This is a genomic window from Acetobacter fabarum, assembly GCF_040702925.2.
GTDB lineage: Bacteria > Pseudomonadota > Alphaproteobacteria > Acetobacterales > Acetobacteraceae > Acetobacter > Acetobacter fabarum_B.
Genome location: NZ_JBFCXX020000004.1, coordinates 176,759 through 193,377, shown reverse-complemented (window position 1 = coordinate 193,377; position 16,619 = coordinate 176,759). Strand labels below are relative to the sequence as shown.

At 60.7% G+C, this 16,619-nt stretch carries 14 protein-coding genes; 10 read left to right on the top strand and 4 right to left on the bottom strand.

The window, feature by feature from the left end; all coding sequences use genetic code 11:
• The first annotated feature begins 54 nt into the window (after positions 1–54).
• Positions 55–441 carry a hypothetical protein gene (locus AB2L51_RS05415; RefSeq protein ID WP_395581467.1) on the top strand — a complete coding sequence of 129 codons (387 nt, stop codon included), beginning with the start codon at positions 55–57 and terminating at the stop codon, positions 439–441.
• 14 nt (positions 442–455) lie between these two features.
• Here the strand turns inward: AB2L51_RS05415 and AB2L51_RS05410 are convergent, their stop codons facing one another.
• Positions 456–1,052, bottom strand: coding sequence for a nucleoside 2-deoxyribosyltransferase (locus AB2L51_RS05410; protein ID WP_395581468.1), 597 nt, complete (start codon positions 1,050–1,052; stop codon positions 456–458).
• Positions 1,053–1,274: 222 nt separating this feature from the next.
• On the opposite strand from AB2L51_RS05410, the gene AB2L51_RS05405 reads away from it, so the two are divergent.
• Positions 1,275–2,867 (top strand): gamma-glutamyltransferase family protein, encoded by a 1,593-nt coding sequence (locus AB2L51_RS05405; protein ID WP_395581609.1) that lies wholly within the window; start codon positions 1,275–1,277, stop codon positions 2,865–2,867.
• Here the strand turns inward: AB2L51_RS05405 and guaD are convergent.
• Together guaD and AB2L51_RS05395 are read right to left on the bottom strand one after the other, a co-directional pair.
• A complete protein-coding gene (guaD, locus tag AB2L51_RS05400) occupies positions 2,864–4,213 on the bottom strand; it encodes a guanine deaminase (protein WP_395581469.1) in 1,350 nt (449 codons plus the stop codon). The two genes, AB2L51_RS05405 and guaD, sit on opposite strands and share 4 nt — an antisense overlap.
• A gap of 21 nt (positions 4,214–4,234) precedes the next feature.
• Positions 4,235–5,137 carry a LysR family transcriptional regulator gene (locus AB2L51_RS05395; protein WP_395581470.1) on the bottom strand — a complete coding sequence of 301 codons (903 nt, stop codon included), beginning with the start codon at positions 5,135–5,137 and terminating at the stop codon, positions 4,235–4,237.
• A 151-nt stretch (positions 5,138–5,288) separates the two neighbouring features.
• Here AB2L51_RS05395 and AB2L51_RS05390 point away from each other — a divergent pair, with 151 nt between their 5' ends.
• From AB2L51_RS05390 to xdhC, 8 genes are all read left to right on the top strand, one after another.
• Complete coding sequence (locus AB2L51_RS05390; protein WP_395581471.1) at positions 5,289–6,710, top strand: NAD(P)-binding domain-containing protein; 1,422 nt, start codon at positions 5,289–5,291, stop codon at positions 6,708–6,710.
• 26 nt (positions 6,711–6,736) lie between these two features.
• Positions 6,737–7,633, top strand: coding sequence for an allantoinase PuuE (puuE, locus tag AB2L51_RS05385; RefSeq protein WP_395581472.1), 897 nt, complete (start codon positions 6,737–6,739; stop codon positions 7,631–7,633).
• 26 nt (positions 7,634–7,659) lie between these two features.
• Positions 7,660–8,178, top strand: a complete 519-nt coding sequence (uraD, locus tag AB2L51_RS05380) for a 2-oxo-4-hydroxy-4-carboxy-5-ureidoimidazoline decarboxylase (RefSeq protein WP_395581610.1) — start codon at positions 7,660–7,662, stop codon at positions 8,176–8,178.
• Positions 8,175–8,507, top strand: coding sequence for a hydroxyisourate hydrolase (uraH, locus tag AB2L51_RS05375; RefSeq protein ID WP_395581473.1), 333 nt, complete (start codon positions 8,175–8,177; stop codon positions 8,505–8,507). The genes uraD and uraH overlap by 4 nt, the downstream gene beginning before the upstream one ends.
• 3 nt (positions 8,508–8,510) lie before the next feature.
• Positions 8,511–9,971 (top strand): nucleobase:cation symporter-2 family protein, encoded by a 1,461-nt coding sequence (locus AB2L51_RS05370; protein ID WP_395581474.1) that lies wholly within the window; start codon positions 8,511–8,513, stop codon positions 9,969–9,971.
• A 62-nt stretch (positions 9,972–10,033) separates the two neighbouring features.
• A complete protein-coding gene (gene xdhA, locus AB2L51_RS05365) occupies positions 10,034–11,539 on the top strand; it encodes a xanthine dehydrogenase small subunit (protein ID WP_395581475.1) in 1,506 nt (501 codons plus the stop codon).
• Between the two features lie 10 nt (positions 11,540–11,549).
• Positions 11,550–13,931 (top strand): xanthine dehydrogenase molybdopterin binding subunit, encoded by a 2,382-nt coding sequence (xdhB, locus tag AB2L51_RS05360; protein WP_395581611.1) that lies wholly within the window; start codon positions 11,550–11,552, stop codon positions 13,929–13,931.
• On the top strand, positions 13,912–14,775 hold the full coding sequence (gene xdhC / locus AB2L51_RS05355; RefSeq protein ID WP_395581476.1) for a xanthine dehydrogenase accessory protein XdhC: 864 nt from the start codon (positions 13,912–13,914) through the stop codon (positions 14,773–14,775). The genes xdhB and xdhC overlap by 20 nt, the downstream gene beginning before the upstream one ends.
• A 265-nt stretch (positions 14,776–15,040) precedes the next feature.
• Here the strand turns inward: xdhC and AB2L51_RS05350 are convergent, their stop codons facing one another.
• Entirely contained in the window at positions 15,041–16,570 is a 1,530-nt protein-coding gene (locus tag AB2L51_RS05350) for a UxaA family hydrolase (RefSeq protein ID WP_395581477.1), read from the bottom strand.
• Positions 16,571–16,619 lie beyond the last annotated feature (49 nt).

The following is a 16,619-nucleotide window of genomic DNA, read 5'->3' as shown; positions in this document are numbered from 1 at the left end:
ATAAGGGGCTGGGCGGGTCTGTTCTGCGGGGCATAGGGGGATTACAAGCAGGGTATGATTATTCAGGGTTACACTTACTTTTGCGACATGCCCGACGATGCGCGCTACCTGCGCAGCCCCCAGCCGGATGAACGGTTTATTGAAGAAAATATGGTGTTCATTCTGCCAGACCGCCTGCGCAAGTTCCGCCGGCAGTTGTGGCATGTGCGCCGTAACCCCGGCCCGGTGCATGTTTATGTGCCGCTGTTCCGTGTGAATGCGATTATGGCATCAGACCCGCTGCCTGCAGGGTATGGGGCGGTGCAGGATGTGTATCCGTTCTATACCCACACCCCGCGCAGGCGTGGGCGGGCGCTTGATTATTACGTGCTGTTCCTTTTCAGGGACAAGGATTCCTATGTCCGGTGTGAAGCAGCCCTGCCCGCTGATGGAGCGGGCTGAACTGCCCCCGTAATTCACGTGAGCAGATAGGCCGCCGCGGCCATGATCGCTCCTTGGGCGGAGGAAAAAACAGTGCCGGAATCGGCCAGAACCGTTGCAATCATCAGGTTCACGGGCAGGCCAAAATCCTCCACCGTCATGTTGTGGGCATCCACCAGTGTTGTGCGGTTGTCCAGCATGACCGTGCTCATGCTCTCTCCACTGGCCAGGACGCGCTCGGGGTAGGCGGCCATGGGGGTGGTGGTGGTGGCATAGCCAAAAACCGGCAGGCCGAGCGCGTGGGCGTACCCTATTTCAAACGCGGTGCCATCATCCACATTGGGGCCGCGGAAGGGGGAAAGATCGGCAATAACAGCCCGGCTCTGGCGGATCAGGCCCATATTGGCGCGGGCTATGGCTGTGGCAAGGGCTGTGGGGCCAGCATGGGCTTTTGGGTCGGGCGCTGCATCCAGCGGGTATAGGCCGCGCAGGCCCGCCCGCGTGCAGGCCGCTACCAGTTGCGCCCCCTGTGCGCGGGCGTCCAGCGCAAAAACGCCCGGCCCGGCCAGATACACGGCTGGTTCTGGTGTGGTGCTCTGGTCTGGCCGGGTGCCTGCATGGTTCTGGGGCATGGCGTTGGGTCCTGCTGGTGGTGGGCAAAGTGGCATGGTTGTCAGATTTTGTGCGTGCTGTCAGGCGTAAAGGTGGCCAAAGGGGCTGTCTGGGCGGGCAGGCTGGGGTGGTTCTCGCACTCCGGCAATGGGGGTGTGCTTTTTTTGTTTATGGGGCATAGCGCAAAAGCGCGGTATCCTGCGTACAATACTGGCCATACCAGAGCGGGAGCCGCCCAGACCATGCTGCATAGTTTTCAGTCCACCCGGGGGATGGTCACATCCCCGCATCATCTGGCCAGCCAGAGCGGTCTGGCTATTCTTAAACAAGGCGGCACGGCGCTGGAGGCGGTCACCGCCATGGCCGCAACCCTGTGCGCGGTTTACCCGCACATGACCGGCATGGGGGGGGATGCGTTCTGGCTGATCTCCTACCCCGATGGCCGGACCGAGGTGCTGGAAGCCTGCGGTGCCGCCGCCCTGCATGCCAGTGCGCAGGACTACACGGCCGCAGGCCATACCAGCGTACCCTGGCGTGGGGGCATGGCGGCCAATACCATGGCGGGCACGGTTTCAGGCTGGCAGGCGGCACTCACGCGCAGTGCGACACTCCAGCCCGCCCTGCCGCTGGACGCCGTGCTGGAAGATGCCATCTGGTACGCTCAGAACGGTTACGCCCTGACCACAAGTGAAGCCTCCCTTCTGGCGGAAAAACAGGCCGAACTGCTAGGCAATGCCGCCTTTGCCGCAGCCTATGCCCCACAGGGGCGCTTGCCGCAGGCAGGGGATATACGCAAAAACCCGGCACTGGCCGAAACCCTGCAAAGTCTGGTGCGTCACGGGCTGGACAGTTTTTACACTGGCGATGTTGGCCGCAGGCTGCTGGCGGACCTGACCCACGCCGGAAGCCCCCTGCGTGCGCAGGACTTTGCCCACCACGCGGTGGCAACGCCAGCGCCCCTGCATGCCCGTGTGGCGGGTGCGCAGGTTTATAATGCTCCCCCGCCAACTCAGGGTGTGGCTTCGCTCGCCATTCTCAAACTGTTTGAAAAACTCAACGTGCAGGAGGTGGATGGTTTTGCCTACGTGCATGCACTGGTCGAGGCCACCAAGCATGCCTTCCTGTTTCGGAACGCGCATGTGGGTGACCCGCGCTGGATGAGCGAGGACGCACAGGGTTTTCTGGATGATACGGCCCGCTTTAACGCCATGGCAGCCAGTATAGACCCCCACCGCGCCATGCCATGGCCCGCACCGGCGCAGATGGGGGACACAACCTGGATGGGGGCCGTGGACTCCCGCGGGGTGGCGGTCAGCATGATCCAGAGCCTGTATTTTGAATTCGGCTCCGGTGTGTTCCTGCCCCAGACCGGGCTGCTCTGGCAGAACCGTGGCGCGTCCTTCCTGCTGGAAGAAGGGGCATGGAATGCCTTTGTGCCCGGTCGCAAGCCGTTCCACACCCTTAACCCCGCTCTGGCCCGGTTTGATGATGGACGGGTCATGGTTTACGGCACTATGGGGGGCGAAGGGCAGCCACAGACGCAGGCGGCCCTGTTTACGCGCTACGCCATGTTTGGCGTGCCCTTGCAGCAGGCCATTACCGCGCCACGCTGGCTGCTGGGGCGCACATGGGGCAGCCACAGCCATTCGCTCAAAATGGAGAGCCGGTTTGATGCGGGTGTCATCGCCCGTCTGGAGCAGGCCGGGCACGAGGTGGAGCGCGTGGCCCCCTTTACCAGCATGATGGGCCATGCCGGGGCCGTGGTGCGCCATGCCAGCGGCCTGTTTGAAGGGGCGGCAGACCCCCGGAGCGATGGGTGCGTGGGGGCTTACTAGCCCGTATGCACCGCTGTATCCGCCTGCGTATCTGCCCGTGCATGCACCAGTCGGCCATTGGCCCATGTGGCGCGTATGGCCCGGTCATCGCCCAGAACCATTAAGGTAAACAGGCGCTCGGCCAGACTGGTGCAGCGGGCGCTCCGCTGGGCCATAAGCGGGGTGGCGGCGGGGTCCATAACGCATAGGTCGGCCTCCATGCCGGGGGCTATCAGGCCGATATGGTCGTGCAGGTGCAGCGCGCGTGCGGCCCCTGCTGTGGCCAGCCAGAGTGCCTGCGCGGCGGAAAGCCGGGTATCCCCCGCCATGAGTGACACCTTGTAGGCCTCCCCCATCGTGGCCAGAAGCGAGAGCGATGTGCCTGCCCCAATGTCTGTCCCCAGTGCCACATGCACGGGGCGCGTGGGTTTGAGCGCGTCAAAAAGGGCAAAGGCGCCACTCCCGAGGAACAGGTTGGAGGTCGGGCAATGGGCCAGCGTGCAGCCTGAATGGTGGCAGTGGGCAAAGTCATGCTCATCCATGTGAATGGCATGGCCGAATATGGCGCGTGGTCCATCCAGCCCCGCTTTTGCGTACACATCCAGATAGGATGAGCGGTTGGGGAACAGGCCGCGCACGGCGGCTATTTCGTCCAGATTTTCGGCCAGATGGGTCTGCATGAATAGCCCCGGCGTGTGCTGGAATAACGCGCCCGCCAGTTCAAGCTGTTCTGGCGTGCTGGTTATGGCAAAGCGTGGCGTTACGGCATAAAGCTGGCGGTCCCTGCCATGCCAGCGCGCAATAAGGGCGGCGGACTGGTCGTACCCGCTCTGGGCGGTGTCCTGCAGGTTGGGGGGGCAGTTGCGGTCCATCAGCACCTTGCCCGCGATCATGCGGGTGCCAAGGCGGGCGGATTCCTCAAAAAACGCATCAACCGACTGGGGGTGCACCGTGCAGTACACCGCCGCCGTTGTGGTGCCGTTACGCAGCAGTTCGGACAAAAACAGCCTTGCGGTCCGTCGGGCGACATCCACATCGGCAAACTCTGCCTCGGTGGGGAAAATATACTGTTCCAGCCACGGCAGAAGCTGCTCCCCCCATGAGGCAATGGCCGAAATCTGGGGGTAATGCACATGGGCATCTATAAAACCCGCGCTGATCAGGCAATCGGGGTAGTGGGTCAGGGGGGTGCTGTCTCCCAGCAGGGGGTGCAGGGTGGCGTAGGGGCCGCATTGGGTAATGCGCCCGTGCTCCATAATAATCAGCCCGTCTTCTTCCAGCACCAGTGCATCGGGTGTGGTAAAGGGGTTGGCGCAAAAGGTAACGTAACTGCCTCTTATGGCGTGGCGGTCCGGGGTGTGGGGCATTGGGGGCGTGCTTTCGGGCCGTTAGAACTGTTCGGCAAAAAAGTTTTCAATTTCGGTAATAATAAACCGCGCGGCGGTGGAAAGCTGGCGCGAGCGGTCCACGCACAGGGCCAGTGTCAGCGGGGGGAGCTTGCGGTTGGTAATGGGGGTAAAGGCCAGCTGGCCTTTCTGTACCTCATCATACGCATCCAGATAGCTTAGAATCCCCACTCCTGCGCCTTCAAGCACCATGGATTTGATCATCTGGATATTGTCGGCCTTGGCCACGGTTGCGACCTTGACCCCCGTTTCCGCCTCCAGCACACCAATGGGTCGCCACAGGGCCAGCGGAGGGGCCGGGATGATCATGGGGTATTCCGCCGCAAGACTGAAGCGTGCCTCCTTCAGCCCCGCGATTTCGTGCGAGGGGAGGCAGACAAAACCAAGCGGGATCTCCTTGTGGGTGCGTACTGTTAATTCGCGCATGTGACCGGGGTTGAACATGAGCGCGAAGTCGGCATGGCCCTTGACCAGTAGTTCCCCCATATCGTGGCTTTTGCGCACATGCACGCTCACCATAATGCCCGGGTGTGTCTGGCGCAGCCTGCCCAGAAGGGTGGGCAGAAAACCCTTGGTCAGCGCATCGGGGATAAGAATATCCGTGCTCCCCTGCCGCAGGCCTTTCAGGTTATCCAGCTGGGTTTGCAGGGCGTTCAGGTCGCGGGACCAGCGGCGGCAGGAGGTTAAGAGCAGTTCCCCCGCCGTGGTCAGCCGCAGGCCCGATGGCAGGCGCTCGAAGAGCTGCGTGCCCAGAATTTTTTCGCCCTGCAACACCTGCCGGTCTATGGCGGATGCGGCAATATGCAACTCGTCCGAAGCTTTTCTGATAGAGCCATGCTGGGCTACGGCCATGAAATACCGTAGGAAGCGGGAAAAAACGGGCATCAGCTTTTGCTCTCTTTTTGCGAACGCATCATGCTGAATTAAGTCATATACAAGAACGATACGTGTGTGAAACAGTAAGTCTGATTTTATTTGGCGCGATCAGGAACCACGCAGGATTCCCGATCTGCATAATGTGGACTGATAAATGGGTATGGAACAGCTAAACAGACGTGTTCGGGACGATCTTGCCAAAATTGAGTTTGCCTCGGGCAACTGGTGCGTGCCCCATCAGCACAACGGACGGGATGTGCTGGACGTGGCCATTATTGGCGGCGGGCAGGGCGGGCTTGCCACATGTTTTGGCCTGCGGCGGCGCGGCGTGGCCAACACCTGTATTTTTGACATGGCCCCACAGGGGGAAGAAGGGCCGTGGGTCACCTTTGCGCGCATGATCACCCTGCGCACGCCCAAACATGTGACCGGGCCGGACCTTGGTATTCCCAGCCTGACCCCCCAATCCTGGTTTGAGGCAAAATACGGCGAGCAGGCCTGGCGTGATCTGGACAAGATTTCCCGTCGGGACTGGCAGGATTATCTGCTCTGGCTGCGTGATGTGCTGGATCTGCCGGTTAAAAACGAACACCGTCTGGCTGACATTGCGTGGGAAGACGGGCTGCTCAGGCTGACCTTTACCGGCGCAGGTGGGGCCGAGCATGTGGTCTGGGCGCGCCGTGTGGTTCTGGCGACCGGCATAGAAGGCGGAGGGGCGTGGCATGTCCCCGACTTTATCCGCGAGGGGCTGCCCAAAAGCCGCTATGCTCATACCTGTGAACAGATTGACTTCGAAGCCCTGCGCGGCAAGCGTATTGGTGTGCTGGGGGCCGGCGCCTCGGCGTTTGATAATGCGGCCACCGTGCTGGAACATGGCGCTGCCAGCGTGGACCTGTGCCTGCGCCGCAAGCAGATCCCTACAGTTAACCCCTACCGCTGGATGGAAAATGCAGGCTTCCTCAGCTATCTGGCCGATCTGCCGGACCTGCTGCGCTGGCGCTTTATGTACAAGATTTATGACCTGAACCAGCCGCCCCCGCAGGATACGTTCTGGCGTTGCCGCAAGCACCCCAACTTTGCCTACCACCCCGGCACCCCCTGGACCGCCGTGCGGGAGGAAAACGGGGCTGTGGTCGTGACCACTCCAAAAGGTGAGATGGAGTTCGACTTCCTGATCATTGGCACAGGCTTTATTATTGACCTGACCAAGCGGCCCGAACTGGGGCGCATCGCCAGTCGCGTCGCCCTGTGGAAAGACCGGTTTGAAGCCCCCGCAGATGAACAGAGCGCCCTGCTGGGCAGCCATCCTTACCTGAGCAACGCCTTCCAGTTCCAGCCGCTGGAAGCCAATGACCCGCTCGCCCCCATGATGCAGTGCATCTACAACTTTACGTTCTCCGCCATGCCCAGCATGGGGCTTGCCGGGGCAACCATTAGCGGGATGCGCTTCGGGGTGGAAAAACTGACCAACTGCATAGGCCGCAGCCTGTTTGTGGAGGACGGAGCCCTGCACCTGCAAAGCCTGCTGGATTATGATGTGGACGAACTGACCAGCTTTGACCCGCCGCCAGAGCAGGCCTGAAAAAACAAGCGTAAAACGGGATAAAAATGAACCAGACATACCCGCGTGACATGATCGGCTATGGCGCCACCCCGCCCGATGCACACTGGCCCGGTGGCGCGCGTATAGCCGTGCAGTTTGTGATCAACTACGAAGAGGGCGCGGAAAACTGCGTCCTCCATAATGATCGCGGGTCCGAGGCATTTTTGTCTGAAATGGTCGGCACGTCCTCCATTGTTGGTGCGCGCTGCATGCAGATGGAAAGCCTGTACGAATACGGCAGTCGTGCCGGTTTCTGGCGGCTTTACCGCCTGTTTGCAAAAGCAGGCCAGCCCGTTACGGTTTTTGGTGTTGCCATGGCGCTGGCCCGCAACCCCGCAGCCGTTGCCGCCATGCAGGCCAGCGGGTGGGAAATTGCAACCCACGGCCTGCGCTGGATAGATTACCAGAACGTGCCAGAGGAGGTGGAGCGCGCCCATATGCGCGAGGCCATAGCCCTGCACACGCAGGTTACGGGTGCGCCGCCGCTGGGCTGGTATCAGGGCCGTACCAGCCCCAATACCGCCCGTCTGGTCGTGGAGGAGGGCTGCTTTTTGTATGATGCGGATTCCTACGCCGATGACCTCCCCTATTACGACCGGCGCTACGGCAAACCTCAACTGATTGTGCCGTACACGCTGGATGTGAATGACATGAAGTTTGCCGCCCTGAACGGCTTTACCGAGGGCGAGCAGTTCTTCCATTACCTGCGCGACACGTTTGACATGCTCTATCAGGAGGGTGGCCGTATGATGTCCGTTGGCCTGCACTGCCGTCTGGCAGGCAAGCCCGCACGGGCACTGGCTGTTGCCCGCTTTTTGGAGCATGTGGCAGCCCATGCCGATGTATGGGTGGCAACCCGGGCCGATATTGCGCGCCACTGGCAGAAGGTGCACCCGGCATGACCACCTCTGGCATGACCGCCCCCGCCATGCTCACTCTGGCGCAGGTCAACGCCATGCCCGATGCCGCTTTTGTGGAGGCGTTTGGGAGTGTGTACGAACATTCCCCCTGGGTTGCGGCGCAGGCGGCCAAAAGCCGCCCGTTTGCAGACCTTAGCAGCATGTGCGCGGCGTTTTCCGCCGCCATGCGTGCCGCGCCCGAGGCGGCACAGTATGCGCTTGTGCGTGCCCACCCCGAGCTTGGGCACCGTCTGGGGGTGGACCCGGGGCTGACCGCAGCCTCCGCACAGGAGCAGGGCGGGGCGGGGCTGGACCGGTTAACGCCTGAGGAATACACGCATTTTCGCGCCCTGAATGATGCGTATACACACAAGTTCGGCATGCCGTTTGTTATTTGTGTGCGCAAGGTGGGCGGGCATGCCAAACAGGTTATTGCACAGGCCATGGAGCAGCGGCTTGCCAGCACGCCTCAGGCCGAACTGGCCGAGGCCCTGAACCAGATTGACGCAATAGCCGCATTACGTCTGCACGATAAGGTGGTGGCATGAGCTCTCTTTCAACCCATGTTCTCAACACGGTTTCCGGTTGTCCGGCGGTGGGGGTGGTGTTGCGCCTGAGTGGGGCCACAGGCGTTCTGTTTGCAGGGCAGACCGATGCCGATGGCCGCTGCCCGGAGCTGAAAGCGCTTGAGCTTGAAGCCGGTGCCTACTGTCTGGAGTTTGAGGTCGCGGCCTATTTCCGCCAGCAGGGCACACCGCTGGCGGACCCGCCGTTTCTGGATATTGTGCCAATCTGCTTTGGTCTTGGCGGCAGCGGGCATGCCCATGTGCCCCTGCTGGTCGCCCCATACGCCTATTCGACCTACAGGGGGAGTTAAGCCATGCAACCTGCCAGCAACACGCCACAGACCGTCCATCCCGTGGACCAGATGCTCCCGGTCTGGAAGCTCGGCTTCTATGGCCTGCAACATGTGCTCACATTCTATGCAGCCGCCGTTATTGTGCCTGTTCTGCTGGCGGGTGCCATGGGTCTGCCCCGTGCCGCACTTGAGCATCTGATCGAGGCGGACCTGTTTACCTGTGGCATTGCCTCCTTCATCCAGTCCGCGGGGCTTGGGCGTTATATCGGGGTCAAGCTCCCGCTGTTGCAGGGGGTGACCTTTGTGGCCGTTACTCCCATGATCGCCATTGGCGTGGCTGCGGGTGGGGGCGTGCAGGGGCTGCCCCAGATTTTTGGCGCGGTCATTGCGGGGGGGATCTTTACCTTTCTGGCGGCACCCTGGTTTGGCAAGCTGGTCAGGTTTTTCCCGCCTGTGGTTACGGGGTCTGTCATTCTGGTTATCGGGCTGGCCCTGCTGCCGGTGGCTGCGAATGATATTGTTAACGGGCAGGGCACGGGGGTCATGCAGAACCCGGTTAACATGCGCAATGTGGCGTATGGTCTGGGCACGCTGGTTTCCATCCTGTTCATCCAGCGTATGTTCAAGGGGTTTGTGGCCAGCATTGCCGTGCTGTTCGGGCTGGTGGCTGGCACGTTAACCGCGTGGTTTCTGGGGGATGCCAGTTTTGATGGCGTGCTGTCCGCCCCGTGGGTGACCGTTGCGCAGCCTTTTTACTTTGGCATGCCCACCTTCCATGTGGTGCCGGTGCTGTCCATGCTGGTGGTCATGATCATTACCATGCTGGAAACCACGGGGGATGTGTTTGCAACGGGCTCCATTGTCAAAAAGGATATTTCCTCCGCCGACATCACGCGGGCAATCCGTGCGGATGGTCTGGCAACCATAATTGGCGGGGTGCTGAACTCCTTCCCCTACACCTGCATAGCCGAGAACGTGGGCCTTGTGCGGCTCACACGGGTGACCAGCCGCTGGGTTGTGGTGGCGGCGGCGTTTATCATGATGGGGCTTGGCTGCCTGCCCAAGCTTGCTGCCATTATTGCCAGCGTGCCCCTGCCGGTACTGGGGGGGGCCGCACTGGCCATGTTTGCCGCCGTGGCGGTGGTGGGGATTCAGACCCTTGTCAAAGTGGATTTTGATAATCTGAACAACACGGTTATTGTGGGCACCAGCATCGGGCTGAGCATGCTGGCAACAGCACAGCCCCATATTGCTGACCATTTTCCTGCATGGATGCAGGTTATTTTTGGCAGCGGTATTACGTTGGGTGCCCTGTCTGCCATTGTGCTGCATCTGGTGTTCAACTTTGGCAATCTGTGTTCCTCCGAGCAAATGGTGGAACAGGATACGGTCATACTCGAAACCCCGGTCTGGAACGTTGTGGGCGCGCAGGACAAATCTCAGGCGGCCCTTGGGCAGGCGGGCCACGCGCGGACCGAGTAAGCATCGGCGTTTCGCATACTCTGTGCCGGATGCGCATAAAAACATAAGCCGGGAGGGCACGCATGCGCCAGCACATCAGCTTTTATGTGGGGGATACACTCCACCATCTGTCCAGCCTGCCGCCGGAGTTGACCCTGCTGGACTGGCTGCGCGACCAGCAGGCCCGCACCGGCACCAAGGAAGGCTGTAACGAAGGAGACTGCGGCGCCTGCACCGTTCTGGTCGGGCGGCTGGAGCAGGGCAATCTGGTATGGCGTGCGGTTAATGCCTGTATCCATATGGTGTGGATGCTTGATGGCGCGCAGCTCTTGACCGTGGAGGACCTGCGCGGCCCCGATGGTGCATTGCACCCGGTGCAGCAGGCCATGGTGGACGAACACGGATCGCAATGCGGGTTCTGCACGCCGGGGTTTGTCATGTCCATGGTCGCGCTGTCCACGCGCGCGGATCTGGCGGCACTTGAGGGCACACTGGATGGCGAGCGGATTATAAACGAGGCACTGGCAGGCAATCTGTGCCGTTGCACAGGGTATGCTCCCATTGTGCGTGCCATGAAAAAAGCAGCAGCCTACTGCGCCCGGCATGGCGAACCCGTAAGTGCCCGCACGGTGGAGCTGAGTGCGCGCCTGCGGGCTCTGCAGGATGGCAAGACGGTGGAACTGCATAGCCCACAGGGGCGCGTCACGCTCCCTGCTACAGTGGATGCACTGGCCAGCGCCTATGTGCAGGACCCGGCGGCCGTGCTGGTGGCAGGGGGGACCGATGTTGGCTTGTGGGTCACCAAAAGGTTACGCCAGCTCCCCCATATTATTGCCGTGCGTACTGCCCGCGACCTGCACGATGTCCATACCCGCCCCGATGGCGCGTTGTGGATAGCGGCAGGTGTTACCTATACTGAGGCCATGCCCCATCTGGTCGCGCACCTGCCAGCTGCTGCGGATACGCTGCGGCGTATTGGGTCCACGCAGGTCCGCAATGCTGCCACCGTGTGCGGCAATATCGGCAATGCGTCACCTATTGGGGATGGCCCGCCCATTTTTATGGCCGCGGGTGCGCAACTCCACCTGCGCTGCGGGCCTGAACGCAGGGTTGTGGCGCTGGAAGCGTTTTTTCTGGAATACGGCAAGCAGGACATCCGCCCCGGCGAGTTTATAGAAGGCGTGCTTATTCCGCCGCTGCCAAATGGGAGCGTGTGCGGCGTGTACAAGGTTTCCAAACGGTTTGATCAGGATATTTCTGCTGTGCTGGGGGCCTTCGTGCTGGTGATGGCGGAAGATGGCACCATACGGCAGGCCCGTCTGGCCTATGGCGGCATGGCGGGCATACCCTGCCGGGCCAGCAGGGCGGAGGCCGCTCTTACGGGGCAGCCGCGCACCCCCGCAACACTTCTTGCAGCGCAGGCCGCCATAAAAGAGGATTTTACCCCTCTGTCAGACATGCGCGCCAGTGCGTGGTACCGGGCAACGGTTGCCGCCAACCTGCTGGTTCGCCTGTTTGAGCCTGATATGGACAGCACCTTGCACCACGCCCCCACATTACAGAACTGGCAGGAGGTGGCGCATGGTTGACCCCCACACCATGGCAGCACAGCCGGCTGAAGCCGGAGGGGCTGCACCTCAGGGTTCCGCACAGGTGGCCGGTGCGGCCTCATCATCCCTCAGGCACGAGAGTGCACATCTGCACGTAGCGGGGGAGGCGCGGTATGTGGATGATATGCCAACACCGCCCAATGCGGTGCATGTTGCCCTTGGCCTGAGCAGCCGCGCCCATGCACGCATCATCAGCATGGATCTGGGACCGGTGCAGGCTTATCCCGGTGTGGTTTGCGTGCTGAGCGCGCGCGATATAGCGCACCACAACCAGATCAGCTCCGTGGGGGCGGGGGACGAACCCCTGCTGGCTGAAGACCACGTGTTTTTCTGTGGCCAGCCCCTGTTTGCCGTAGTGGCTCAAACCCGCCACGCCGCCCGTCAGGCCGCAGTGCTGGCACGGGTGGAATACGAGGACCTGCCTGCAGTGCTGAACATAGAGCAGGCCCGCGCACAGGGGAGTGCACTGGTCTGCCGTTCGCTGGAAATGACACGGGGCAATGCTGCTCAGGCTCTGGCTAATGCCCCGCACAGGCTTGCAGGCCAGCTGGCCATTGGCGGGCAGGAGCATTTTTACCTCGAAGGACAGGCCGCGCTGGCCTGGCCCGGAGAGGACGGGGAAATGCGTATCTGCTCCTCCACCCAGCACCCGACCGAAACCCAGCACATGGTGGCCCAGGTGCTGGGTTGCCCCAACAACCTTGTGACCGTGGAAGTCCGGCGCATGGGGGGTGGTTTTGGCGGGAAGGAAACTCAGGCCAATATTGTGGCCTGTCTGGCAGCCCTTGCCGCCGCGCGCACGGGCCGCCCCGCCAAACTCCGCCTTGACCGTGATGATGACATGATGATCACGGGCAAGCGCCATGATTTTGTGATTGATTATGACGTGGGTTTTGATGAGCAGGGCCATGTTCTGGGGGTGGATATGGAACTGGCCGCCCGCTGTGGCTGGTCGGCCGACCTGTCCGGCCCGGTAACGGACCGCGCCCTGTTCCATGCCGATAACGCCTATTACTACCCGGATGTACGCCTGCGCTCGGTGCCGCTGCGCACCAACACACAGTCCAACACGGCATTTCGCGGTTTTGGTGGTCCGCAGGGGGCTGCTGCGGCTGAGCGGATTATGGAGCAGATTGCCTTTGCCACCGGGCTGGACCCGCTGGATGTGCGGCTGCGCAATGTGTATGGCACGACCGAACGCAACGTAACTCCGTACCACATGACCGTGGAGGATTCCATTGCCGGGGAGGTCATGACCCAGCTTGCGCAGGACTGCGATTACCGCAAACGCCGCGCACAGATCAGGGAGTTTAACAAGACAAGCCAGTACCTGCGGCGCGGTATTGCGTTAATGCCGGTCAAGTTTGGCATTTCCTTTACCGCCACGCATTTTAACCAGGCCGGGGCACTGGTGCATGTTTACACTGATGGTTCGGTGCAGGTGAATCACGGCGGGACAGAAATGGGGCAGGGGCTGCATACCAAAATGGTGCAGATTGCCATGCGCGAGTTCGGGCTGCCCCATGAGCGGGTACGCATTACCGCCACCACGACAGGCAAGGTGCCCAATACTTCTGCTACGGCTGCGTCCAGCGGTGCGGACCTGAACGGCATGGCCGTGCTGGCGGCTGTGCGCACCATCAAGGACCGGCTTGTAAACTTTGCCGCTGCCAAATGGCAGGTTCCCCCCGAACAGGTGCATTTTACAGCCGGAGGTGTGGTGGTAGGGGAGGCTACGGTGCCGTTCGCCACACTGGTCAATGCGGCCTATATGGCCCGTATTTCCCTCTCCTCCACAGGGTTTTACAAAACGCCCAAAATCTCATGGGATAGTGCAACAGGGCGTGGCCGACCGTTTTATTACTTTGCTTATGGTGCTGCCTGCGCGGAGGTTGTGGTGGACCTGCTCACGGGGGAAAACCGAATGGAGCGGGTGGACATCCTGCACGATGCGGGCCTCTCCCTGAACCCGGATATTGATATAGGGCAGATCGAAGGCGGGTTTGTGCAGGGCGCGGGCTGGCTGACCATGGAGGAACTGTTCTGGGACACATCAGGGCGTTTGCGCACCCATGCACCCAGCACCTACAAGATTCCAGCCTGTTCCGACCGGCCACGTATTTTTAATGTCAAACTCATGGAAAACGCGCCCAACCGGGAGGAGACCATCTTCCGCTCCAAAGCAGTGGGGGAACCACCGTTTGTGCATGGTCTGGCGGTGCTGCATGCCATTTCCGATGCGCTGGCCAGTGTGGACAATTATCGTACCTATCCGGGGCTCAACGCTCCGGCAACGCCCGAACAGATTTTGCGCGTGGCCGAGCGCCTGCGCCAGCAAGGTGGAGTGGGTCATGCGCAGGTACACACCTAAGCAGTTACTTGGCCTTTGGCGGCAGACGCCTCAGCCTCTGGTGGTGGCGCGCGTAACGCTTACCCGTGGTTCCACCCCAAGAGAGGAGGGAGCATTCATGCTGGTCGGGCAGGCCATTGTGGCGGGTACGGTTGGCGGTGGCGCGCTGGAACTGGCGTGTGAGCAGCATGCCCGCGCCATGCTCCAGTCGGGCGAGGCACTGTGCGAGCGCCAGATAGTGCTGGGGGGAAGTAATGTCAGCCAGTGCTGCGGTGGCCGCGTGGCCGTAAGGCTGGAAGTGCTGAGTGCTCCGTTATGTGCACAGCTTGAACAGCAACTGGCCCAGCAGAACGCCCGGCGCCCAACCCTGTTTTTGTTTGGGGCAGGGCATGTGGGGCGTGCGCTGGCCTACGCACTGGCTCCTTTACCGCTGCGGCTGGTCTGGGTGGACCCGCGCGCGCATGAGTTTGGCCATGTGCCCGAAGGTGTGGAAGCACGCGTGACCGCCGCGTGGGAAGATGTTCTGGCAACGGCGGAGCCCGGTGCGGGTGTTCTGGTGTTAACGCCGTCGCACACACTGGATGCGCTGATTGTGGAGGCGGCTCTCCTTCGGCCCGGTCTGGCCTATGTTGGGCTTATCGGTTCGCGCACAAAACGCTTGCGGTTTGAAAAATCCTTTTCAGAAGTGGGGATTTCTCCAGAACAGCTTGCGGCACTGGTCTGCCCCATAGGGGATAGGGGCGTGCGGGACAAACGCCCCGAGGTGATAGCGGCGCTTGTCGCAGCCGAAGTGGTGGAAAAACTGCTCCATCCCGCGCAGCAGGGGGAGGGGTTTGCCGGGGCCAGTATGGGGGCCAGTGCCTGACCCCTTAACTCTGCGCGGCCAGTGCGCAGCATTGACGCAGGTATGATCGGGGAAGAACCGATTACGGGCATAGACGTCAAACTTTCCAGAGCACATGACGCGTCAATTTTGAAAACGGAATGAAATGGAATAGCGGGTCTGTCCCACGCCGCGTTCTGATTGACTGGAATACGCCGTTCTTCTCCGGCGGAGGATAACGGCGCAGGGAAGAGCGTCCTCCCTGCGCCGTTATGGCCGTAAAAACACTCTTTGACGGTTCCCTACATTACATCTGGGCCCCGATCATCCATGGCACCATTTCCTCGTTACCCACATTGAGGGCTTCGCTCTTGCTGTGTTCTCCTGACGCCATGCGGAGAATGAAGCGGAAAATCTCTTCCCCCATGTCCGTCACGCTGGAATGCCCATCCAGAATATGCCCGCAGTTGATGTCCATATCATCCTGCATGCGGTTATACATGGTGGTGTTTGTTGCGATCTTGACCGTAGGAGCAACACGAGATCCAAAACAGGAGCCTCGTCCAGTTGTAAACGCCAGCAGGTTTGCCCCGCAGGCAATCTGGCCCGTGGCACCCATTGGGTCATATCCGGGGGCATCCATGAACAATAACCCACGCGCATCAATGGGTTCGGCATAGTGGTAAACACCCTGTAGCGCGGTGGAACCACTTTTTGCGACGGCCCCCAGGGATTTTTCCAATATGGTTGTCAGCCCCCCTTTTTTGTTGCCCGGGGTGGGGTTGTTATCAATGCTGCCATGTTCGCGCTCTGCGTATTGTTCCCATCCATGGATGATATTGACGAGCTTTTCGCCAATATCACGCCGTGCTGCCCTGCGGGTTAACAGGTGTTCTGCTCCATAAATTTCCGGAGTTTCGGTCAGAATGGCTGAACCACCCTGTGCGACCAGAAGATCAACCGCATGCCCCAGAGCGGGGTTTGCCGTAATGCCCGAATATCCATCCGATCCACCGCACTGCAAGGCAAGGACCAGATGCGAGAGCGGGAGGGCCTCACGCGTGATAGTGTTGATTTCGGGAAGGATTTTTTCAATCGCGGCAATCCCGGCATCAACGGTCTTCTGCGTTCCGCCTTCCTCCTGCATTACAAGGGGGATCAGGCGTGTGCCGGGGCTTACATTCTCGGCCATGAATATGGCGTCCATCTGGTTTGCCTCACATCCCAGCCCGATCACAAGGACAGCCGCAAAGTTGGGGTGCACCACATAGCCCCCAATTGTCCGCCGAAGCTGCTGGAGGCCTTCCCCCTTTGAGTCGATACAGCACCCAAAGCCATGTGTGACAGGAATAACCCCATCAACATTAGGGTAGTGCTCAAGAACATCTGACCGAACGAAGTGTTCGGCGATTTTTTTGACAGTTGTGGCAGAGCAGTTAACCGTGCTGACAATTCCTATAAGGTTGCGCGTTGCTCCCCGGCCATCCGGGCGCAGGTATCCATTAAAAGTCAGGTGCTCGGCTGGTTCGGGCGAGGGTTTGCCCCCTTTGCCAAACGCATAATCCCGCGCAAAATCATGCCCCATAGAAAGGTTTTGGATGTGCACATGCTGGCCGGGAGCAATATCCTGCGTCGCAAACCCTATGATCTGACCATATTTGTGTACGGGATCACCGCGCTGGATTGTTCTTAAGGCAACCTTGTGCCCTCCCGGTATTTCGGTCGCAGTGCGCACCCCGTCGGTTCCTTCGAGCAGGCTGCCCGCAGGCAGGGCCAGCGTGGCAATGGCGACATCATCCAGCGGATTTAATTTTATGATGTTGGCAATCGTGGACATTTTTCTAATCCCGGTTTGAATTCTCCGTCTAATTTATAAGGAGGATTTG